Origin of the sequence: Micromonospora sp. WMMD964, assembly GCF_029581455.1 — a bacterium.
In the GTDB taxonomy this organism is placed as follows: domain Bacteria; phylum Actinomycetota; class Actinomycetes; order Mycobacteriales; family Micromonosporaceae; genus Micromonospora.
This window is the reverse complement of the sequence record NZ_CP120860.1, coordinates 987496-1008832: the sequence shown is the minus strand read 5'-3', so window position 1 is coordinate 1008832 and position 21337 is coordinate 987496. Positions and strand designations below refer to the sequence as shown.

At 71.3% G+C, this 21337-nt stretch carries 24 protein-coding genes; 5 read left to right on the top strand and 19 right to left on the bottom strand.

Annotated features, from left to right (window positions below):
- Window positions 1-10 precede the first annotated feature (10 nt).
- Together O7616_RS04775 and O7616_RS04770 are read right to left on the bottom strand one after the other, a co-directional pair.
- Window positions 11-1198, bottom strand: a complete 1188-nt coding sequence (locus O7616_RS04775; RefSeq protein ID WP_282305765.1) for an ABC transporter substrate-binding protein — start codon at window positions 1196-1198, stop codon at window positions 11-13.
- 80 nt (window positions 1199-1278) lie between these two features.
- On the bottom strand, window positions 1279-2076 hold the full coding sequence (locus O7616_RS04770) for an alpha/beta hydrolase (protein ID WP_282305764.1): 798 nt from the start codon (window positions 2074-2076) through the stop codon (window positions 1279-1281).
- Between the two features lie 84 nt (window positions 2077-2160).
- On the opposite strand from O7616_RS04770, the gene O7616_RS04765 reads away from it, so the two are divergent.
- The gene (locus tag O7616_RS04765; protein ID WP_282305763.1) at window positions 2161-2763 is read left to right on the top strand and encodes a bacterial proteasome activator family protein; all 603 of its coding nucleotides are present in this window, start codon (window positions 2161-2163) and stop codon (window positions 2761-2763) included.
- 5 nt (window positions 2764-2768) lie between these two features.
- On the opposite strand, the gene O7616_RS04760 is transcribed toward O7616_RS04765, so the two are convergent.
- The 3 genes from O7616_RS04760 to O7616_RS04750 all read right to left on the bottom strand — a co-directional run bounded on the left by O7616_RS04760 (window position 2769) and on the right by O7616_RS04750 (window position 5415).
- Window positions 2769-3581, bottom strand: coding sequence for an HAD family hydrolase (locus O7616_RS04760; RefSeq protein WP_282305762.1), 813 nt, complete (start codon window positions 3579-3581; stop codon window positions 2769-2771).
- The gene (locus tag O7616_RS04755; RefSeq protein WP_282263622.1) at window positions 3581-4402 is read right to left on the bottom strand and encodes an HAD hydrolase family protein; all 822 of its coding nucleotides are present in this window, start codon (window positions 4400-4402) and stop codon (window positions 3581-3583) included. Before O7616_RS04755 ends, O7616_RS04760 begins: the two co-directional genes overlap by 1 nt.
- 284 nt (window positions 4403-4686) lie before the next feature.
- Window positions 4687-5415, bottom strand: a complete 729-nt coding sequence (locus O7616_RS04750; protein ID WP_282305761.1) for a hypothetical protein — start codon at window positions 5413-5415, stop codon at window positions 4687-4689.
- A gap of 131 nt (window positions 5416-5546) precedes the next feature.
- On the opposite strand from O7616_RS04750, the gene O7616_RS04745 reads away from it, so the two are divergent.
- The 3 genes from O7616_RS04745 (at window position 5547) to O7616_RS04735 (ending at window position 7294) form a co-directional block, all read left to right on the top strand.
- Window positions 5547-5978, top strand: coding sequence for an OsmC family protein (locus tag O7616_RS04745; RefSeq protein ID WP_145778392.1), 432 nt, complete (start codon window positions 5547-5549; stop codon window positions 5976-5978).
- Between the two features lie 145 nt (window positions 5979-6123).
- A complete protein-coding gene (locus tag O7616_RS04740) occupies window positions 6124-6471 on the top strand; it encodes a metallopeptidase family protein (RefSeq protein ID WP_282307531.1) in 348 nt (115 codons plus the stop codon).
- Window positions 6472-6571: 100 nt separating this feature from the next.
- Window positions 6572-7294, top strand: coding sequence for an AIM24 family protein (locus tag O7616_RS04735; protein WP_282263627.1), 723 nt, complete (start codon window positions 6572-6574; stop codon window positions 7292-7294).
- Window positions 7295-7337: 43 nt separating this feature from the next.
- Here O7616_RS04735 and pheA read toward each other — a convergent pair whose 3' ends face one another.
- From pheA to O7616_RS04710, 5 genes are all read right to left on the bottom strand, one after another.
- The gene (gene pheA / locus O7616_RS04730) at window positions 7338-8294 is read right to left on the bottom strand and encodes a prephenate dehydratase (protein WP_282305760.1); all 957 of its coding nucleotides are present in this window, start codon (window positions 8292-8294) and stop codon (window positions 7338-7340) included.
- 10 nt (window positions 8295-8304) lie between these two features.
- The gene (locus tag O7616_RS04725) at window positions 8305-8814 is read right to left on the bottom strand and encodes a hypothetical protein (protein ID WP_282307530.1); all 510 of its coding nucleotides are present in this window, start codon (window positions 8812-8814) and stop codon (window positions 8305-8307) included.
- 190 nt (window positions 8815-9004) lie between these two features.
- Window positions 9005-9394: an ACT domain-containing protein gene (locus O7616_RS04720; RefSeq protein ID WP_282305759.1), complete on the bottom strand. Its 390-nt coding sequence runs from the start codon at window positions 9392-9394 to the stop codon at window positions 9005-9007.
- Between the two features lie 75 nt (window positions 9395-9469).
- Window positions 9470-9928 (bottom strand): hypothetical protein, encoded by a 459-nt coding sequence (locus O7616_RS04715; protein ID WP_282263632.1) that lies wholly within the window; start codon window positions 9926-9928, stop codon window positions 9470-9472.
- Window positions 9929-10096: 168 nt separating this feature from the next.
- Window positions 10097-10834, bottom strand: a complete 738-nt coding sequence (locus O7616_RS04710) for a hypothetical protein (protein ID WP_282263633.1) — start codon at window positions 10832-10834, stop codon at window positions 10097-10099.
- Window positions 10835-10997: 163 nt separating this feature from the next.
- Between O7616_RS04710 and O7616_RS04705 the strand changes: the two genes are divergently transcribed.
- Window positions 10998-12227 carry an arginine deiminase gene (locus tag O7616_RS04705; protein WP_282305758.1) on the top strand — a complete coding sequence of 410 codons (1230 nt, stop codon included), beginning with the start codon at window positions 10998-11000 and terminating at the stop codon, window positions 12225-12227.
- Window positions 12228-12242: 15 nt separating this feature from the next.
- Here the strand turns inward: O7616_RS04705 and O7616_RS04700 are convergent, their stop codons facing one another.
- The 9 genes from O7616_RS04700 to O7616_RS04660 all read right to left on the bottom strand — a co-directional run bounded on the left by O7616_RS04700 (window position 12243) and on the right by O7616_RS04660 (window position 21262).
- Window positions 12243-13130, bottom strand: a complete 888-nt coding sequence (locus tag O7616_RS04700) for a DUF5926 family protein (RefSeq protein ID WP_282305757.1) — start codon at window positions 13128-13130, stop codon at window positions 12243-12245.
- A 105-nt stretch (window positions 13131-13235) separates the two neighbouring features.
- On the bottom strand, window positions 13236-13652 hold the full coding sequence (locus O7616_RS04695; RefSeq protein WP_282307529.1) for an ATP-binding protein: 417 nt from the start codon (window positions 13650-13652) through the stop codon (window positions 13236-13238).
- 60 nt (window positions 13653-13712) lie between these two features.
- On the bottom strand, window positions 13713-15167 hold the full coding sequence (locus O7616_RS04690) for a PAS domain-containing sensor histidine kinase (protein WP_282263637.1): 1455 nt from the start codon (window positions 15165-15167) through the stop codon (window positions 13713-13715).
- 45 nt (window positions 15168-15212) lie between these two features.
- Window positions 15213-16001 carry a glycerophosphodiester phosphodiesterase family protein gene (locus O7616_RS04685; protein ID WP_282263639.1) on the bottom strand — a complete coding sequence of 263 codons (789 nt, stop codon included), beginning with the start codon at window positions 15999-16001 and terminating at the stop codon, window positions 15213-15215.
- A gap of 10 nt (window positions 16002-16011) precedes the next feature.
- Window positions 16012-16347: a rhodanese-like domain-containing protein gene (locus O7616_RS04680; protein ID WP_282263640.1), complete on the bottom strand. Its 336-nt coding sequence runs from the start codon at window positions 16345-16347 to the stop codon at window positions 16012-16014.
- A gap of 58 nt (window positions 16348-16405) precedes the next feature.
- Window positions 16406-17368 (bottom strand): LCP family protein, encoded by a 963-nt coding sequence (locus O7616_RS04675; protein ID WP_282263641.1) that lies wholly within the window; start codon window positions 17366-17368, stop codon window positions 16406-16408.
- 176 nt (window positions 17369-17544) lie between these two features.
- Window positions 17545-18729, bottom strand: a complete 1185-nt coding sequence (locus O7616_RS04670) for an LCP family protein (RefSeq protein ID WP_282263643.1) — start codon at window positions 18727-18729, stop codon at window positions 17545-17547.
- Between the two features lie 252 nt (window positions 18730-18981).
- Complete coding sequence (locus O7616_RS04665; protein ID WP_282305756.1) at window positions 18982-20208, bottom strand: LCP family protein; 1227 nt, start codon at window positions 20206-20208, stop codon at window positions 18982-18984.
- A gap of 76 nt (window positions 20209-20284) precedes the next feature.
- Window positions 20285-21262: an NAD-dependent epimerase/dehydratase family protein gene (locus O7616_RS04660; protein WP_282263646.1), complete on the bottom strand. Its 978-nt coding sequence runs from the start codon at window positions 21260-21262 to the stop codon at window positions 20285-20287.
- Window positions 21263-21337 lie beyond the last annotated feature (75 nt).

Below are 21337 nucleotides of genomic sequence, written 5' to 3'. Positions count from 1 at the left end.
TGGTGGGTGCTCAGCCCAGCGTGGCCAGCTCGTTGATCAGCACGTTCGACATGACCTGACCGTCGCGCTGCACCTCTCGCAGGTACCACTTCTGCTGCGGGGTACGCGGCTGGTTGAACTGCCAGATGCCGCGCGGGCTGTCGATCTGGCCGATCTTGCCCAGGGCCAGGTTGACCTGCTGCGGCGTGGGCTTCCCGCCGGTCAGCTGGATGGCCTGGTCGAGGACCTGCGCCGCGTCGTACGACGCCATGGCGTAGGTGGTGGGCGTGACCTGGTGCTTCTTGCGGTAGGCCGAGGCGAAGACCCGGTTGGAGGTGTTGTTCAGGTCGGCCGAGTAGTTCAGCGCGGTCTGGATGCCCAGCGCGTTTTCCTTCAGGTTCTCCAGCACGGTGCCCTCGGTGAGGAAGCCGGGCGCGTAGATGGGCCCGGAGAACTTCTCCCGAAGCTGCTTGATGAACTCCACGGCGGCCGCCCCGGCGAAGAAGCAGAAGACGGCGGTCGGCTTCTTGGCCAGCGCCTTGCTGATGTCCGAGGCGTAGGTGGTCTTGCCCGGGTTGGCGGTGGCGTTCGTGTAGGTCACCGGGTCGCTGATCCGCGGGTCGGTCTGGCCGAACTCCTCCCGGAAGCCGCGCACCACGTCCGGGCTGCCGACGTTCTCCGGCACGATGATCGCGACCCGGCCGTTCGCCGGCAACCTGTCGCGCAGGTAGCGACCCAGCGCGCGGCCGGCCTCGTCCAGCACGTACGACGTCCGCCAGATGTAGAAGACGCTCTGCAGGCTGCTCGGTGAGGCGTTCGAGCCGATCAGCGGGACGCGCGCCTCCTCGACGGTGTCCCGGATGCCGACCATCACCGCCGAGTTGACCACGCCGGTGAGCGCCAGCACGCCCTGCTTGAGCAGGCCCTCGACGGCGGCCTTGCCCGTCTTCGCGGTGTCACCCTCGTCGGCGGTCAACAACTCGACCGGGTGTCCACCCAACTTCTGGTCGTGCAGGTCCAGGAAGATCTGGAAGCCGTTGGTGATGTCGTCGCCGATGCTTTTGAACCCGCCGCCCTGCGGCGTGATCAGACCGATCTTGACCGGGCTGCGGTCAGCGGTCGGTTGGGCGTCGGTGTCGGAGCCACATCCGGCGACGAAGCCGGTGGTACCGAGCGCGGCCAACAGTTGGAGCGCCCGCCTGCGATTCATCTGCGACACCGAGTTCCTTCCAGGAAGCATTGCAGGGCCGAACACCGCCCCTCCGGCGTTCTACCTGGTCCGCGACGCTGCGTCAATGGCTAGTGATCATCGTGCAGGGACCGCAACATAACGAGGACCTGAGGCCACGCTGGCGACTCCGGATCGATCAGCCCGAAATGCTCGCATCCGGGCAGTTCAACAAGGGAGATATCGGATCCTGCGGCACGGGCGTCCGCAACGAAGTCCCGGCTCATCTCCGCTGGTACCTGTTGATCCTCCGAGCCGTGCATCACTACTGTGCGTGTCCGGATGGGTACCAGCATCCGTGGATCGGTCGCCGCGTACCGGTCCGGGACCTCGGTCGGACCGCCGCCGAGCAACGCGGCCACCGCACCCCCGTCCAGGTCCCGCCGGTACGCCTCGCCCAGGTCGGCCACCGGGGCCAGCGCGAGCACCCCGGCCACCGTCGCCGGGGCGGTCGCCGCCACGTACATCGCCAGGTGACCGCCGGCGGAGTGCCCGAGCAGGATCGGCGCGGCCCGGCTCACCTGGCCGGGCAGCGCGTCGGCGGCCAGCGCGGGCAACTCGGCCACCCCGGTCAGCACGTCGGTGAACGTGCCCGGCCAGCCGCCCCCCGGCTGCCCGGTCCGCCGGTACTCCACCTGCGCCACCGGGTGACCGGCGGCGGCGAGCGCCGCGGCCAGCGGGCCGGTGTGCTGCCTGTCGTACTCGGCCCGCCAGAAACCGCCGTGCACCACGACGACCAGCGGCCGGGCCGGGCCGGTCCCCGCCGGGCGGCGCAGGTCGGCCACCTGATCCGGGTGGTCGCCGTACGCGACGGTCCGGTCGGGTCTCGGCGCGGGCCGGGTCAACACGGCGCGCGGGTCGGCGGGCATGGCGCGACGGTAGCGCGCCCCGGCCGGGTGGTTCGGCCCCGGGAGTAGGTCCCGGGCGGCATGGTTCGCGACCGCTGGGTAAAGATGGACCCCATGACCGACGCGCGTTCCGCTGGACAAGACGAGCCCGGCACCGACGACTCCGGCCACTCCGGCACCGTTGTGGTGGTCGGTCCGGACGGGCAGCCGATCGGCACGATGCAGACCGACGAGGGGCAGGGCGAAGACCCGACCCGCCTGGTCGAACAGCCGGCCAAGGTGATGCGGATCGGCAGCATGATCAAGCAGTTGCTCGAGGAGGTGAAGGCGGCACCTCTCGACGACGCCAGCCGCAACCGGATGCGGGAGATCCACGAGCGGTCGATCGTCGAGCTCAAGGAGGGCCTCGCCCCCGAGCTTCGGGACGAGTTGGAGCGCATCTCGCTGCCCTTCACGGAGGACAAGACCCCCAGCGAGGGCGAGTTGCGGATCGCGCACGCCCAACTCGTCGGTTGGCTGGAGGGCCTGTTCCACGGCATCCAGGCGGCCCTGGTGGCCCAGCAGATGGCCGCGCGGGTTCAGTTGGAGCAGATGCGCGGGGGCCGCCAGGCTCTGCCCAGCGGCCCCGGCGGGATGGTCCCCGGGATGCCGCCGGGCATCGGCCAGCCCGGCGGCGGTGAGGGCCACAGCACCGGCCAGTACCTCTGACCGACTCAGCCCACCCCGTAGATCTTTTCCAGGTACGCCGCCACGCCGTCCTCGGAGTTCGTCGTCGTCACCTCGTCGGCGACCGCCAGGACGGCGCGGTGCGCGTTGGCGACCGCCACGCCCCGCCCGGCCCAGGTCAGCATCGGCACGTCGTTGGGCATGTCGCCGAAGGCCACCACGTCGGCGGCGTCCACCCCGATCCGATCGCAGTACCAGGCCAGGCCCGCCGCCTTGGTGACTCCGGCCGCGGAGATCTCCACCAGGCCGGACGACGACGAGTGGGTGGCCTCGGCGAGCCCCGCCACGGCGGTGGCGATCAGCTCGGCGAAGGCGTCCGGGTCCTGCTCACCGGCTCGGGCGAGGAGCTTCACCGCCGGAAGGGAGAGCAACTCCTCCGGCGTCTCGATCGCTCGGATGCCCTCCGGGTCGACATCCCAGCGCAGCGGGTAGTGCGCCTCGTGCCGCATCTGCCGGCTGTCCAGGATCTCCACGGCGAAGCTGATGCCGGGCACCTCGGCGCGTAGCCGCTGGGCCACCTCGGCGAGGTGCTGCGGCGCGAGCGGGTCGGCGCGGAGCACCTCGTCGTCGACCGGGTCGTAGACCACGGCCCCGTTGGCGCAGACCGCCGGTAGGGGCTCGGCCAGTTGGTCGTACACCATCTTGAGCCAGCGGACCGGACGGCCGGTGACCAGGATGACCGGCGTGCCTCGCGCGGAGATCCGCGCGAGCACGTCGGCGGTGCGTGGGCTGACGGTGTGGTCGTCGCGGATCAGCGTGCCGTCGATGTCGGTGGCGATCAGGCGGGGTGTCTCTCCCATCACCGGGACAGTAGCCGGTCCAGATACACCGCCACTCCGTCGTCGTCGTTGCGCAGGGTCACCTCGTCGGCGGCGGCACGGACGTCCGGGTGCGCGTTGGCCACCGCCACCCGCGCCCAGCCGGCCCACTCGAACATCGGCAGGTCGTTGGGCATGTCGCCGAAGACCAGCACATCGGCCGGGTCGACCCCGAGGGTCTGCGCCACCACCGTCAACCCGCTCGCCTTGTCCACGCCGGGCGGGCAGATCTCGATGAAGCCGAGCCCTGCCTGGGTGAGCGTGGCGACCTGCGGTGAGACGATCCGGCGGGCCACCGCCAGCAGTTCGTCCACGTGGTGGTCGGCGGTCCGGGCGAACGCCTTGATCACGTCGCAGGAGAGGCACTCCGCGCGGCTCCGCGCCTCGAACCGGTCCTGGTAGGGCCAACTCTCGTGGTAGTCACCCCAGAGCGGCGCGTCGTGCTCGTCGGACGCCTCGACCATCACCGTCAGCGGCCCGACCTCGGCCTCCAAGTCGGCGAGCAGCCGGGCCAGCACCTCGGCGGGGAGCCGCTCGTCGCGCAACACCACCGGGCCCGACGGGTCGCTCTGGTCGACCACCCGTCCGCCGCCGGCCATCACCAGGAAGTCGGCGGCGCGGATGTCGTTGCGGGTCAACTCGGTCAGCCGAGGACCGCGACCGGTCGCGCCGACCACCGGAATCCCGGCGGCCCGCACCCGGTCGAGCACCCCATGGGTGTACGCGGAGACGGTGTCGTCGCTGCGGACGAGCGTCCCGTCGAGGTCGGTCGCGATCAGCTTGGGCAGTCCCGGGCGGGTCATCGTTCCTCCTTCGCCCGCCGCCGTCGCAGCCTGCCGTGCGGTCGGGAAGCCGAGGCCCGGCGTGACGGCGGGCAGCAACCGTACCTCGGGAAAAGGGCCCCAACCATGTCTTCCAGGCGAATCGGTCACCAACGACGGCAGACGTCCGGCCATCAGTCGGAGGTGCTCACCGCGTGATCCACTTCCAGGTCGGCGACTCGGGGGCGTTGCGGTGCCGGACACCCCCACTTCGGCGACCTGGAGTGGACCAACCGGCGGTCGCCGGGGGCAGCGGCCCGGACGGGTCAGGTCTGGTTGTCGGGGCGGGCGAAGGGAGTGGCGGGAGTGACGGTCAGGTCGGCTGGGCCGGGGAGGCCGTCGTCGACCGGGCCACGGTGCCGGCGGCGCCAGCCGCGTGTCGCTGAGCCGTCTCCCGCCTGCTCGTCGCCCTCCGGTGCGGGCGTGGTGTTAGACGCCAGCCGCAGCGCCGCGCCGAGCAGCACACAGGCGGCGAACGCCATCACCAGACCCCGGCCGTACTCCGTCCGGAAGCCGTCCTGCGTCGAGTAGAAGAAGGTCCGCTGGCCGGAGTCGTTGAGGGTGGCCGTCGCGGCGACCAGCAACGCCAGCAGCGCACCGGCCAGGGTCAGACCGACCAGCCGGGCGTTCGACCGCACCGCCGCCGTGCCGCGCAGCGCGAGCGCCACCGTGCAGACCAGGACGAGGAGCCCCACCAGGTAGCCGGTACCGAAGCCGCCGACCTCGGACACCCCGGCGGGCACCTCGATCGTGGTGTCCCCCTCCGGCCCAGCGTTCGGGAGGCTCATCACCAACCACTCGCCGACCATCGACGCGACCCCGGCCACGGCGCCCAGAGCGGCCAGCAGCAGGGGCAGCCGAGGGTCCTGCACGAACCCGGCCACCGACCAACCGAACCGGCCGCGCGGAGTCGGGTCGTCGTCGGCACCCCACTCGATGACGGCTGGACCGTCGGACCGGTCGCCCTGCCGTGGGATCGGTAGCTCCTCGGGCATCGGACATCCTTCCGCCGGTCACGGACCTGGGTCGAATCATGGCACAGCCAGCGGCGCGTGACGGGGATCGCAGGGCCTGCGTCCGCGCCGGTCGGTCGCTCGGCGGTCACCTTTCCGCTAGCGTTCTCTGCATGCCTATCCGTACCGCTTCAGCACAATGGCAGGGCAATCTCACCGAGGGTGCCGGCACCGTCCGCACCGGTAAGGGTGGCCTGTCCGGCAACTACTCCTTCAAGTCGCGCTTCGAGGAGGGCGAGGGCACCAACCCGGAGGAGCTGATCGCCGCCGCGCACGCGGGCTGCTTCTCGATGGCGTTCTCGAAGGCCCTCGCCGACGCCGGCTCGACGCCCACCTCGGTCGAGACCACCGCGAAGGTCCACCTGGACAAGACCGACGCCGGGATGACCGTGACCCGCATCGACCTGGAGACCGTCGGCCAGGTTCCGGGCATCGACGACGCGGAGTTCCAGAAGCTCGCCGAGGCCGCCAAGGCCAACTGCCCGATCTCCCGACTGCTCTCGCCGGGTGCCGAGATCACCCTCAACGCGCGCCTGGCTTCCTGAGCCGGTCGATCCGACACCGCTCGACCACGGAGAGAGTCTCCGCCCACCCCGGGCGGTCGCTCTCTCCGTGACCCGCGGAGCCGGTCGGCCGCACCGCTGACCCGGCGGGCCGGACCCGCCATCGGGCAGAATGGGTGAGGTGCCGGTGGAGATGACCCGCGAGCGCTTCGAGGAGTTGGTCGGCGAGGCCCTCGACGAGGTGCCCGAAGAGCTGCTCGGCCTGATGAACAACGTGGTGATCCTCGTCGAGGACGACCCGCCGCCGGGCGAGCACGACCTGCTCGGCCTCTACGAGGGCCACGCCCTCACCAGCCGTGGCTGGGACTACTCCGGCGTGCTGCCGGACCGGATCTTCATCTACCGACACCCGATCCTGCGGATCTGCGACGATGACGACGACGTCGTCGACGAGGTGGCGGTCACCGTGGTGCACGAGATCGCCCACCACTTCGGCATCGACGACGAGCGACTGCACGCACTGGGCTGGGGCTGACCCCCCGGGGGCGGCGGTCGCCGCGCCACCCGTGCCGTGGTTGCCCCCTTCGCCTACCGTCGGTGCAGCGACCGCGAATCCCTGTCAGGAGGCACCTTTCATGCGCAGCGAGCTGTTCTCCTCGGAGAACCTGGAGAAGGAGTCCGCTCAGCCCGGCATGCGGCTGCAGAACTCCAAGATGCTGAAGATCGAACTCAACGGCGAGGCGATGGCCCGGGTCGGCTCGATGGTCGCCTACCAGGGGAACGTGCAGTTCCAGGCGCTCGGCTCGGGCGGGCTCGGCAAGTTCCTCAAGCAGAAGCTCACCGGCGAGGGTGTCCCGCTGATGAAGGTCTCCGGCCAGGGTGACGTCTTCCTCGCCGAGCTGGCCAAGGACGTGCACATCATCGACCTGGAGCCCGGTGACGCCCTCTCCATCAACGGCTCCAGCGTGCTCGCCTTCGACTCGACCCTCCAGTACGACATCCGGATGGTCGGCGGCGCCGGCATGGCCTCCTCGTCCGGCCTGTTCAACTGCGTCTTCAGCGGCTACGGACGGATCGCCATCACCACCAAGGGCACCCCGGTCGTACTCAACGTGGACGCCCCCACGTACGTCGACCCGCAGGCCGCGGTCTGCTGGTCGGCCAGCCTCCAGACCGGTTACCACCGGGCCGAGCAACTGGGCCTCGGCACGCTGCTGGGTCGCCGCACCGGGGAATCGTTCACGATGAGCTTCGCCGGTCAGGGCTTCGTCGTGGTGCAGCCGTCCGAGGAGCCGCCGGTCATGGGCAGCGGTCAACAGCAGCAGGAGGGCGGTCTGCTCGGCGGTCTGCTGAGCTGACCGCCGGGGCGGGGCGCTCCCGGAACCGGGGCGCCCGGCCCGCTCAGGTCAACTCGCCGGTGCGCAACCGAGCCAACCATGCCGCCGCGTCGGCGTAGTCGACGTCGGAGAGGCCGGCCGGCGCGGGCACCGGCCGTTCACCGGCCGCCTCGGCCCACCGGTGCCGGGGGTACGAGCCCAGGAAGCGGACGTCGGCGCAGACCCGGCGCAGCCCCTGCAACGCCTCGCCCAGGCGGACGTCGGCCACGTGCCCGGTGCAGTCCAGGAAGAAGACGTACCGGCCCAGGGCCTCACCGGTCGGGCGGGACTCGATCCGGGTCAGGTTGACCCCGCGCACGGCCAGCTCCATGAGCACCGACAGCAGGGCACCGACCCGGTCGTGGGCGATGTAGACAGCGAGCGAGGTGAGGTCGTCGCCGGTCGGCGGCGGGGGCGGCCCCGGCCGGGACACCAGCGCGAACCGGGTCACCGCGTCGGGGTGATCCGCGATCTTGTCGGCGAGGATCGCGAGCCGGTGCCGGGCCGCCCCGATCGGTGCGCAGATCGCCGCGTCGTACTCGCCCGCCCCGGCACCGGCGGCAGCGGCCCCGTTGGACAGCACGTCGACCACCACGCCGTCCGGCAGATGGTCACGCAGCCAACCTCGGCACTGGGTGGACGCCTGTGGGTGGGCCGCCACGGTCCGGATCGACGTCAACGAGGTGCCCGGTCGGGCACCGAGCACGAACTCCACCGGCAGGATCACCTCCCGGGTGATCACCAGCGGCTCGCCCTCGGCCATCTCGTCCAGCGTGACGCCCACCGCGCCGCCGATCGAGTTCTCCAAGGGCACCAGCGCGGCGTCGGCGTCCCCGGCCCGGACGCTGTCCAGAGCCTCCCCGACGCTACGGGCGGGCGTACGGGTGCCGCGCTCGGCGGCGGGGACGGAGCGCAGGGCCTGCTCGGCGAAGGTCCCCTCCGGCCCGAGGTAGACGAAGCGTGTCGGCGGTGTTCCCGGCATGCCGATCAGCCTACGCACCCGGCCGGGTGGCCGGACCAGCCTCACAGGCCAGGGCGCGGATTCCGGGCGGCCCGGCGGCGCGTACCTCGATGGTGCAGACGTCGGTGCCGGCGGTGACCAGCTCCGGGGCGCTCGCCCGGCCCCGGGTGACCACCTGGAGTTCTTCGTGCCCGGTCACCGCCAGCACGGTGAACTGCCAGTCGGCGGCGCAGAGTGGCCCGGTGCGGACCTGGACCCGGACGTTGGCCGGGAGCACCCCGGCCCGGCCACGGAGCAACTGCACCACCCGCGCCCCGGTCGGCCCGTTGCGGCAGGCCGTCGCGACCGACCCGGCGTCGGCGGTCGGCGTGACCGGAACGGAGGGCGGCGCGGTCACCGGTGGGGTGGTGGGTGCGATGCTCGGACCGGGCGTCGGTGCAGACGCGCTGGCGGTGGGCAGTGCGGTCGGCGTCCTCACCCCCGGAGGCGCGCCACACCCGGACAGCGCCGCGACGGCGAACACCGCGAGCGTGACCGCCAGGGTCCGTGCGGAGGCGTGGCCGGTCGTCCGGGAGCGGGTCGCCGGCGGGACGTGGATCGTCGTCCGCGCCGGGGGAGGCGCGGGGTGGGGTGGGGTGAACGGCACGGGCCGATCCTCGGGACATCGGAGAATTCGTCACGGCCGGGGTGGCCGAGCCCATCGTAGGGTGAGCGGCCCTCGGGGGTGAAGATCAGTCGGTGACCCGGTGCCCGGCGCGCTGTAGCGCGGCCGTGCCCTCGGTCAGCCGGACGGCCGGCACCAACAGGTAGTCGGTGTCGAAGGTGGAGAAGGTGACCACGCTGACCCGTGCCTCGGCCAGCGGGTCGACGAGCGCGGCCAGGCTGCCGACTCCGCCCGGTTCCGCGGACGCGGTGACCCGGAGACAGCGCCACACCGTCTCCACCACGGTCTGCGCCGGAGCCCGATCCGTCGGGCAGATCACCGAGATCCCGTCGGAGGTCCAGCTCACCGTGACGACGTCGGTGTCACCGAGGCCGCTCGACATCGCTTCCGGCAGCGGGGTGCCGGCCGCCAGCCGACACACAGCGTATTCCCCGGGCAGTAGAGCGATATCGAGCATGAGGGCACTTTACGGGTTGCGCGAGGGCTCCTCCGAGCATCGCCGCGTGCGGTGAACGACACACTCCGCCGCAGGTCAGACCTCAGAGAAGAAGGTGAGCGAGCCGGCGACGGCGCCGTCGGTGAGCACCGGCGTGGAGATCGCGTCGACGGTCGCGTCGGAGCTGCTCGGCGAGGCGGCCTGCACTCGGAGTAACCCACGAGCGAGTCGGCCGGACGAGAGCGCCAGCAGGGGCGGGATCTTGTCGATCTCGGCCTCGGTCAGCACGCCCCGGTTGGCGGTGAAGTCGAGCAGGCGCAACCCGCCGTCGAGCAGCGGCCGCCCGATCAGACCGCCCGGCTCGCCCAGGCAGAGCAGCTCGCAGCCGGCCGTGGAGATCGCCACCACCCTCGTGTCGGCGTCGATCAGCAGGCACGGCTCGTCGGCCCGGGACACTGTCGAGGACCATTGGCCGACATTGTCGGACTCCGGCTCTGTCGAGGCTCGCGCCGCCGGCACGAACGCTTCCGAGAGCGAAAGTTCGACGTGGGCCACCGCGCCTCCTATGTGCACCGATCGACTGTCCACGCTAGCGGGTCGCCGACGGAATCACCGAGCGCACCGGGTCACCGGACCGCGCAGTCTGCACCGACGCGGCTGGTGACGGCGCGAAACCGGTGAGGGAAACGGGGGGACCGGAGCCGCGTGGCGTCGCCGGTGACGTTACCGGCGGTGGGCCGGCTTGTCAGCGGCCGTTCGGCCCTCGTCGTACCACCGGTAGTCGGCCGTTGGACGGTACGTGCCGTTCAACCAGGTGCTGGGGTGCTGTGCGACCCGGGAGAGCTTCTCGGCCGTGGCCGGGCTGATCCGGCTGCCACCGGCCACGAGAAGCCGGTCCAGCTCCCGGTGGGTCGCCATCAGACAGTCCTTCGGGAGGCCGTAGACACTGATCACGCCGGAGCCGACGAAGGTCAGCACCGGAGTCACCGGGACGGGCAGCCCCACCGCGTCGGAGAGGGCCTTGCTGGCCCGCTTGGCATCCCGGCGGGACTCGGCCACGTACGGGGGACGCTTGCCGTTGATCTGCACGACGTCGCCGGCGACGAGCACCCTGGCCCGACCGTGGTCGGCGATGGTCACCGCGAAGAGACCGCTCGGCCCGATGGCGAGGAACCCGGCACGGTCGTCCTGACCGTGGTCGAGGACGTCTGTCACGTCCGTACGCGGCCACTCGATGACGTGCCAGGCGGGCCCGAGGTGGTCGAGCTGGCCCAGTGCCCGCGCCCCGGCCGCCTCCAGGCGACGCGCACCCCGCTCGGCCCGACGGCGGCGGGCCCATTCGAGGGGTGTCGGACGGACTGGTGCGAGAACCCCCGGCGACTCGACCCGGGGGTGTGGCACCGCGACGGGCGGCAGTGCCCGGGCGGACGGTACGGCTCGTCGTGCGGGAAAGACAGTCATCGTGACCTCCGGCAAAAGGTCCCTCGAAGTTATGTCCCCACTACCCTACGTTGTCACTCCCGGTGTTCGGCAAGCCGGAGCGCCGGAATGACTGTGGATGAATGCCATATTCATCCACAGTTCTTTTGTCGGATGCCGCCAAACCCTGCCCTACGCTGCGGGAGTGACCCACTACGTCGACAGTGAAGTCGGCCGGCTCGGCACCGTGCTGCTGCACCGGCCCGGCCCCGAACTGGCCCGGCTCACCCCGCGCAACAACGACTCGCTCCTGTTCGACGCGATCCCCTGGGTCGGGCGCGCCCAGGAGGAGCACGACGCCTTCGCCGCCGCCCTGCGCGAACGCGGGGTCGAGGTGCTCTACCTGGCCACCCTGTTGGCCGAGACACTCGCCGTGGCGGACGCCCGCGCCGAACTCACCGAACAGGTGTTGCGCTCCCGGCGACTCGGGGACACCCTGCGCGCCCGCGTCGCCGACCACCTCTCCTACCTGGACCCGGCGGCCCTGGCCGACGTGCTCACCGCCGGGCTGGCCCACGAGGAGCTGCGGATCAGCTCGGAACGACCGGGCGGGCTGGTCTACACCCTGATGAACAGACACGACTTCGTCATCGATCCGTTGCCGAACCTGTTGTTCACCCGCGACTCGTCGCTCTGGATCGGCGACCGGGTCGGTGTCACCAGTCTGGCGATGCCCGCACGCCGCCGCGAGACCACCCTGACCGACGCCATCTACCGTCACCACCCACGGTTCGCCGGTACCGAGTTCGTCTACCGCCCGAACCTGGAACACCTGGAGGGCGGGGACGTGCTGCTGCTCGCGCCCGGGGTGCTGGCGGTGGGGGTGGGCGAGCGGACCACACCGGCCGGTGCCGAACGCCTCGGCAGGCAGGTCTTCGCCGCCGGTCTGGCCCACACCATCCTGGTGGTGCCGATCGCGCAGAAACGCGCCACCATGCACCTCGACACGGTCTGCACGATGGTCGACGTGGACGCCGTACTGATGTACCCCAACATCGCGAGCACGCTGTCCGCGTACACCGTGATCGCCGGAGCGGACGGTGCGGACCCGCGGGTGGACGGTCCGGCGCCGTTCCTGCGCGCCGCCGCCGACGCGATGGACCTCGACGTGCTCCGGGTCATCGACACCGGGCTGGATCCGGTCACCGCGGAACGCGAGCAGTGGGACGACGGCAACAACACCCTCGCCCTGGCGCCTCGACTCTGCGTCGGCTACGAGCGCAACACCGAGACCAACGCCCAGTTGGAGCGGGCCGGTATCGAGGTGATCCCGATCGCCGGGTCCGAGTTGGGTTCCGGCCGGGGCGGCCCACGCTGCATGTCCTGCCCGATCACCCGCGACCCGTTGCGGGGAAGGGCGCCCTCGCCGGAATAGGCGCCCTTCCGCGGCTCAGCGGAGGGTGAGCTGGCGACCGAGCAGACCCTGGCGGGCGCGTCGGCCGGCGGCGTCCAGTGGGCCGTCGGCGGCCAGTGCCTCCGCGTAGCGCTTGGCGAACTGCGCCACCGGGTCCTCCCAGTCCGTCGCCGGAGTCTCCTCCGGCAGGTCCCACACCGGGACCAGGCGGCCGTGCGCGCGGAACATGCCGGCGAACTTGGTCTGCTCGCCGAGCGTCAGCGAGCCAGCCGCGCCGAGACGGGCCAGCGCGTCCAGGGCGGCGTCCTCGTCGTCCGGCAACACCCAGCGCACGTGTGCCTTCTCCGGTACCTGGCACCAGTACGCGGCCTTCGCCGCGGTCAGCCGCACGGTCGGGTAGATGGCCGCGTTCGCCCGCTCCAGGGACGCCTGGACGGTCGGGTCATCGGCGGCCCCGGGGTCGAGCCAGAACTCGAAGCCCTCGTGCATGCTGACGTCCAGTGGGCCGTCCACGAGGATGTCCTGCAGGCGTGGGCCGGGGCCGGGCAGCGGGGGCACGGACACCTGACCGCCCGGCTCGGTCCGCAGGGCGCACAGCAGCGCCTCGGCCAGGTCCCGGGAGACGTCACCGGACTGCTGGTGGCGCTGAAGGCCGATGAGCACCCGGCCGTCCGGCTTGGTGATCGCCGGCGCGGCCATCGGCAGCACCGTGGCGAGCGTCGCCGACCGGTCGCCGAACTCCTCGACCAGGGCGGGTGCCAGTCGCAGCGGCGCGGAGGCCGCCGGCACCAGCTCGCGCAGGGCGATCCACTCGGGCTCGTCGACCAACCCGTCGAACGGACGCGGCACGAAGATGTCCCGCACCTTGTCCTTACGGGGGGCGGTGTCGGCGGCGGTGCGCTGGCTCTTTCGACGCTTGCTCACGGCGTCACAGCCTAGAGGCCCGACCGGCTCGCCGTGGGCCGGACCCACCCGACCTCCGCCCGGCGGCCACCGAAGTCGCCACCACCCGGGGGCGGTCGGCGGGGTTCAGCCCGCCGGCACCAGGCCGGGTCGGGGTGTCGGCGCCGGATCGAACTCCGCCCAGACGCGCTGGCCCATGCCGTCCCGTTCGGCCCCCCAGCGGGTCGCCAGACCGGCGACGATGTGCAGTCCGCGACCGTCCGCCGCGTCGGGACTGGCCGTCCGGATCCGCGGGCCGGTGCTCGCGCCGCCGTCGGTGACCCGCAACTGGATCAGCGGACCCTCGGCCGAGGACCGTAGCCGCCAGGCGACCCGGATGACTCCGCCGGGCAGCGGCCGGGCGTGCCGCACCGCGTTACCCACCAGCTCAGCGAGCACCGCGATCAGATCCGCGAGGAGCGTCGGGGGTACGACGTCCGCCAGCTCGTCGGCGAGCCGGTGCCGGGCCAGCCGTGCCCCGGCCGGATGGTGGGGAACCACCACGCACCATGCCCGATCCGTCACTGCCGCTGCCACCGTCGCCTCCACGTCGCGCCACCTCGGTCAACAGCGGGGTAGTCGCACCTCTGCGACCGTACCGCCGCCCGTTCTCGGACGTAGGGATACCCATCCATTCTGTTGTTCAACGATCCGGCGGACGAGATAGAGGCCGAGACCCGCCCCCGGGTAGCCGCGTCGGTCGCCGGACTCGCCCTGCCAGAACCTGTCGAACGCGCGCTCCACGTGCTCCGGTCGAATGCCGATGCCCCGGTCGCTGACCCGGAACGCCACCAGTTGGCCGTCGACCGAGGCGGTGATCTCGATCGGGGAGTCCGGTGAAGAATACTTGCCGGCGTTGGTCGTCAACTCGGTCAACACCGTGGCCAGGCTGGGCCGGTGACCGAGCGCCTTGGGCAGGTCGTTCGGGAGCAGCAGCACCAGCCGACGGCGCAACTCCGCGGGCAGGTCGACGACTGCGGCACGCAGCGCCTCGCCGAGGTCGAACGGTGTCGCCGGTTCGTCGCCCGGCCCCGCCTCGGCGGCCGAGGAGAGGAGACGGTCGACCAACCGGGCCAGCTCGTTGGCGCGCTGCCCGATCACCCGGGCGGCCTGCCGCCGATCCACCTCGGTCAGCGACTCCCAGTGGTCGGTGAGCGTGTCCGCGTACCCCTTGATCACGGTGACCGGCGTCCGTAGCTCGTGGCTGGTCACGGCGACGAACAGATCGCGGTCGTGGTCGCGTTGCTGCTGGTCGGTGATGTCGCGGAAGGTGACCACCCGGAGCGTGCCCGGGCCGGGCAGGTCGCCGGAGGTGATCCGTAGCCAGCGGCCGTCCGGCATCCGGTGGTCCCGCACCTGACCGGAGGGCGGCAGCGGGAACGGCAGGGGGCGGCTCAGCGCCTGCTCGGCCGCCCGGCCGGTGACCTGGGCGGCGGCCGGGTTCCAGAGTCGGACGTGCCCGTCCCGGTCGACGACTGCCAACCCGTCGGCGAGTGCCGCCACCACCGGGCCGTCACCGTGCACCGGCAGACCGCTCTGGTCGCCGTACATGTGCGCGACGCAGGACGCCAGGTAGGCGACCACCCCCTGCTGCTCCGGGCCCGGTTCGCCGTCACCCGGGTAGAGCGCGTGCAGGCTGCCCACGGTGTGGCCGCCGATCTCCGCCCGGGAGACCACCATCCAGCGCAGGTCGCTGCCGGCCAGCTCGGCGGCCAGTTTGCCGTTGAGGTGGCCCACCCGCACCTGGCGTGCCCGAGGCCCGGCGAGCAGGCAGACGGTGTCCGGGTCGTCGACTGCCAGCGGACGGCCGAGGGCCCACTCCGCGGCGCCGGTCGCGGAGATCACCCGACCGCCGGTCGGGCCGAACTCGACGAACGCCATGCCTGTCGCACCGATCGCCGGCTGGGCCACCCGGAGAAGTTGGGTGAGGACCGGCAGGCCCGCGTCCCCAGAGTTGATCATCTCGATGACGACTGTGTGGCCGCCGAGGAGAGCGGGAAAATCGATACGCTCCGGCATGTGCCGAGTCTGCCCGGTCGACTCGGATTCGGACACCCCCGGCGGTCAGCGGCCCAGTCGGGCGAGGGCGTACGCCGGCCGGTCGGTGATGATCCCGTCGACCCCGGCGGACAGCACCAGCTCCAGGTCGGTCGGTTCGTTGACCGTCCAGACGTACACCTGGTTGCCGGCTGCACGCAGTGCGGGCAGCAGTTGCGGCCGACCCCGGACCAGACCGATGCCCGGCCCGGCGATCCGGGTGCCGAACGGCAGCCGACCCAGCCGCAACCAGCGTGGCAACCCCTCCAGCAACAGCACGGTGGGCAGGGTCGGGGCCAGCTCCCGGACCCGGCGGACCGCCAGCGGCGAGAACGACATGACGGTGACCTGCACCGGGTCGTCCGGCGCCGGGTCGGCCAGCCCGTACCGGCGCAGCATGGTGACCAGTCGTCGCTCCACGTTCGAGCCGTAGCGCGACGGGTGCTTCGTCTCCACCAGCAGCCGGACCGGCCGACCCGCGTCGAGTACGGCGTCCAACAGCCGGGCCAGGGTCAGCAACCGCGTGTGCGACTCGTCCGGCGGCAGGTCGCCGGTCGGTGCGCTGCCCGGATGCCACGAGCCGAAGTCCAGTGCGTCCAACTCGGCGAGCGTTCGCGCGCTGACCAGACCGCGACCGTTGCTGGTGCGGTCGAGTCGACGGTCGTGTACGCACACCAGGTGCCCGTCCCGGGTCAGCCGGACGTCGCACTCCAGCCCGTCGGCGCCCTCGTCGAGAGCGCGCAGGTACGCGGCGAGGGTGTGCTCGGGCAGGTCGTACGAGGCGCCGCGGTGCGCGAAGACCAGTGGGCCGCCCATCCCGCCCGCCTCAGATGACCTGGCCGGGCTGCCCGTCCGCGTCGACCACCGGTCGGCCGACCGCCGCCCACTGGCGCATCCCACCGTCGGCGTTACGCACCCGGTCCCACCCGTTGTTGACCAGGTAGGCGACGACCTGGGCGGAACGCCCGCCGGAGCGGCAGACGACGGCCACGTCCCGGTCGGTGGGCACCTCGGCCATCCGTGCCGGTAACTCCATCATCGGCAGGTGGTGGGCGGCGGGAGCGTGGCCGGCGGCCCACTCGTCGGCCTCCCGCACATCCAGCAGGTAGGTCTCGTCGTCGATCTCGGTCACGGGCACGGTGGGAACCTGGGGTCCGAACACAGGAAGCAACACTAGATCCTCGTCGGCCGGATCGGCACCGACAGGGCCGTCGCCACCGTCACAACCGGGTCACCCAGCGCGGGTTGGCCTGTGCCCAGGCCGGCACCCGAGTGCCGCGAACCGCCTCGAAGAGCCCGTTGCCCCCGTTGTCCAGCACCACGTACGAGACCTCGTCGATGGTCTGCGGTGACGACGGCACCTGGACGCCGCGCATCCCGTCGGGCGGCAGCGCGCGCAGCGCGAGGAGTAGATCCTCCAGGGGTACCCCGTTGGTGTCGACCGTCAACGACCCGCCGACCGCCCGGAGCACCTGGTCGAACTTGACCGGATTGCTGCGCAGGTCCGCCTTGCCGGCGCTGTCCAGCATCGCCCGGAGCAACTGTTGCTGGTGGTGCTGTCGGTCGTAGTCGCCGCCGGGCAGGTCGTAGCGCTGTCGTACGTAGTCCAGCGCCTGTGCCCCGTCCATCCGCTGACAGCCGGTGGGGAAGACCCGGTCGGTGTGGATCGAGCGGACCTCGGTGTCCACGCACATCTCCACCCCGCCGAGCAGGTCGATGACCTTGCGGAAGCCGGAGAAGTCGATGAGTGCGGCGCCGTCGAACCGGATGCCGGTGAGCCGGTGCAGGGTGGCGGAGAGCAGACGGGCGCCGGCCTGCCCACCTCCGCCGTGCTCGTACGCCGCGTTGATCTTGTCTTGGCCGCCGCCGAAGCCGTTTCCGGGCGGGATGGCGACCAGCAGGTCACGCGGGATGGACACCAGGTACGCCTCCCGCTGCCCGGCGGGTACGTGCACGATGAGGATGGTGTCCGAGCGTTGGTCCGGCCCGCTGTCGCCCGGTCGGCGATCCGAGCCGACCAGGAGGTAGTTGAGGGGCCCGTCCAGGTCGGTGCGGTCGGTGCGGGCGTCGGCGTCGAGCAACTGCTCCTTGGTCACCGTTCGGTCGTACCGGTTGCTGAGCGTCTTGAGCCCGACCATGGCGAGCCCGGCCAGCAGGACGAGGGCCAGGCCGATGCCGAGCATGATCCGCGACCCGCGCGCGGGGCGTGCGGGGGTGGACGGGGCCGGTGCGCTCCGGCCCGCCGTGTTCCGCCCCCACCTGGACGTGACCGCCTCCCCGCAGCCGCACGTGAAACCTACTCACGTCGAGGCTACGGGCGGTGACGACGCCGTCGCTGGCTTTCCGCCACTCCCGGTCGTCACTTGCGGGTGGAGATCACCTCGGGGTGGGTGAAGACGAACTCGGCGAGTTTGTCCTGCTTGACGGCTTGGAACATCGCCATCGTCTCTTCGCTCAGGCCCTCGGTGTTGTTGCCGTTGGCGTGGAAGGTGCCGCCGTTGGTCTTGAGCATGGTCAGCTCGTTGGCGGTGACCCCGCGCATGGTGAAGATGAAGTTCTCGATCGCCACGCCGCCGGTGTCCAGCACGAAAGCCTTGCCAGCCGCCTTGATCAGGTTGTTCATCTTGGCCGGGTTGGTCAACATCCCGCCGTCGGTGGCCTTCTTGGCCATCGCCTTGATCAGCTGCTGCTGGTTGGCCTGCCGGTCGTAGTCGCCGTTCTTGAGTGACTTGCGCTGCCGGGAGTAGTCGAGCGCGGCCCAACCCTCCATCTCCTGGCAGCCCTTCTTGTGCACCACCGGGGTCCGCGGCTTGCCGGTCTTCTTGGCGTCCGCGTTCCACATCGGCTTGCCGTCGACGTACGACATGTGCAGCGACTTGACCTCCTGGCTGACGCAGATGCGCACCGTGCCCAGGGTGTCGATGACGTTCTTGAAGCCGCCGAAGTTGATGATCGCCGCGCCGTCGAAGCTGATCCCGGTGAGCCGCTTGATGGTCTGCGCCATCAGCTGCGCGCCACCCTCCCAGCCGCCACCGTTGGCGGCACCGGCCTGGAACGCGCCATTGATCTTTCCGGTGCCGCCGGCGTAGCCGCTCTTCTTGAACGGAGGGATCTGCGCCTCGGTGTCCCGAGGGATCGAGATCAGGTACGCCTGGTCGTGGGTGGCGGGGATGTGCAGGATGATGATGCTGTCCGAGCGCACGTCGTCGGCCGCCCAGCGCTCCCGGGCGTCCACGCCGAGCAGCAGCATGTCGATCGGACCGTCGAGGCTCGCCCCGCCCTCGGCGTCGGACTTGCCGGCGTCGCCCAGCAGGTTACGTTGCGCGATGTCCCCGGTTGCCTGGCCGATCAGCACCTTGCCGCCGACGATGCCCACGCCGCTGCCGAGCATCAGCACCGCACCGAACACCACTGTCAGTCGGGCCCACAGTGGGTCCTTGCGCTTGGTCCGCTTCTTCGCCGGCCCGCCACCACCAGCAGGGCCGCCACCGCCGACGCCGGGCGGCCGCGCACCCGGCCCGCCGCCCGAGGCGCGTGCCTGCACGGGTATGGCTGCGGCAGCACGACCGCTGGGCGCGGCGGACCCGGGGGACGAAGGGCGACGACTGGCCTGAACCGGCATGCGTGCTCCAGCTCGTGATCAGGAGGGGGCGGCACCACTGTACGGACATCAATTCGACTTTGCGAGTTCAGCTCGGGTCAATCCGGACGTCAACTTCCACGGACTCGGTCGATCGTCGCCACTCGATGAGCCGAACGGCGGGCCAGTCGTCGGCCGTCGGGCCCTCCGCCCCGGTCAGCCGCCGTCGTTGCTCTTCGGCGGGTTGGCAGTGACCCAGTCCTCCATGGTGTCCGCCGACATGGCCCGGTACATGGCGAGCGCCTTCTCCCGGTCCGAAACCACCACCGACTCGCCGTTGATCGTGTCGCTGCCCGAGTTCGGGCTGGTCACGAAGGTGAGGTTCTCACCGCGCAGGTTCCGGAACTGCAGCGCCATGTCTGTAACCGAGAAACCCTGGTCGACGGTTACGGCCGCGGTGACCGACTTGAGGAAATCGTTGAGCTTCTTCGGGTTCGCCAGCGTGCCGCTGCTCGCCGCCTTGTCCATCAGCGCCCGCAGGAACTCCTGCTGGTGCCGCATCCGGGCGAAGTCCCCGTCCGGGAACTGCTTACGCTGCCGGATCCAGTCCAGAGCCTCCGCGCCGTCCATGTGGTTCGTGCCCTTGGTGAACGTCCGGTACGGCTTGTGGATCGACGTGATGGTCCGTTCAACCTTCAGGTCCACCCCGCCGAGGGCGTCGGTGACCTCCTTGAACCCGCCGAAGTCGATCGCCATCACGTGGTCGATCCGAACATCGGTGAAGCACTCCACCGTGCGTACCGCCAGTGGCAGGCCGCCGAACGCGAACGCCGCGTTGATCTTCGCGCGGTCACCGGAGTCGCAGGCCGCGCCGGCACTCTCCGGGATCGGCACGTAGAGGTCGCGTGGGATGGAGACCAGGTACGCCTTCTGGTGGTCCGCCGGGATGTGCATCACGATGATCGTGTCGGCACGCCACTGACTCTTGGTGTCGACCGGCGCGTCCGGGTCCCGCGAGTCGCTGCCGACCAGCAGGATGTTCAGCGCGCCGTCGACCGGCTTGACCGGGCGGCCGCCGGTGATCTCCGCGAACGGGTCGGTGCGGGCCAGGTCGTTGTTGAGGTTGCGGGCGTAGAGCCAGCCGCCGACGCCGGCGAGAAGCGCCAGCACCAGCACCGCGACCCCGGCCACGAGGGCGATCCGACCCCAGCGCGGCCGCGGGCCACGTCGCCCCGGCCCACCGGTGCCACCCGGGCCGCCCGGCCCCCTGGGCCCCTTCGGGCCGCCGGGCCGGGGCTCCTCCTCGTCGTACGACGGGTAGAAGCGTGCCTCGGTCGGACGGGCGCGCCCGGAGGCGCCCCGATCGGGACCGGGCACCGAGGCGCGCCCGGCGCTGCGGTGCAGGAACGGATGAGGGACGCCGGCAGACGAAGTCGCGGACATGTAACTCAGGGTACGTAGCGGGAGCCACCACCGCCTTCAGGCGACACTCAGCGGCAGGCGGTACGCGACGGACCGGTTACCCTAGCCGCGCCCGGAAGTACTCGATCGTGCGTCGAAGGCCGTCTTCGGGCGCCACCGTCGGCTCGTATCCGAGCAGTTCGCGGGCGAGCGTGAGGTCGGGGCGGCGCATCTCCGGGTCGTCCGAGCTGCGCGTGACGTAGGTCACCTCGGAGCTGCTGCCGGAGAGCGACACGATCAACTCGGCGAGTTGCCGCATGGACAGCTCGTGCTCGGTGCCGCAGTTGACCGGACCGGTCTCGGTCGAGTCGAGCAGCAGCAGGATGCCCCGCACCAGGTCCTCGACGAAGCAGATGGAACGGGTCTGGTCGCCGGTGCCGTGCACGGTGATCGGCTCGCCGCGCAGCGCCTGGGAGACGAAGGTGGGGATGGCCCGGCCGTCGTCCGGACGCATCCGCGGGCCGTACGTGTTGAAGATCCGGACGATCGCCGCGTCGAGCCCTCGGTAGCGGTGGTACGCCATCGTCGCGGCCTCGGAGAAGCGCTTCGCCTCGTCGTAGACGCTGCGGACCCCGATCGGGTTGACGTTGCCCCAGTAGGTCTCCCGCTGCGGGTGCTCCTTCGGGTCCCCGTACGCCTCGGAGGTGGAGGCCATCAGGAACCGGGCGCCGTCGGCGACCGCCCGCTCCAGCAGGTGCAGGGTGCCCACCGAGCCGACCCGGAGGATCTCGACAGGCAGTTGGGCGAAGTCGGTGGGGCTGGCCGGTGAGGCCATGTGCAGGATCGCGTCGAAGCGCTCGGCCATCGCCGGGTCGTGAGTGGGCAGGCCGTCGGAGATGTCCGCCTCGACGAGCGTGAAGGTGGGCCGGTCCAGCAGGTGGGCGACGTTCTCCTTCGAACCGGTCACGAAGTTGTCCAGCGCCACCACCGTGCAGCCCCGGGCGATCAGGACGTCCACCAGGTGCGACGGGACGAAGCCGGCTCCACCGGTGACGAGGACGCGGTGACCGGAACCGAAGCGCTCAACAACCTTCATACCGCTCAGCCTACCGACCCGCGGATACGGCGACGGGCTCCCGCCGACGCGAGGCGTCGGCGGGAGCCCGCCCGC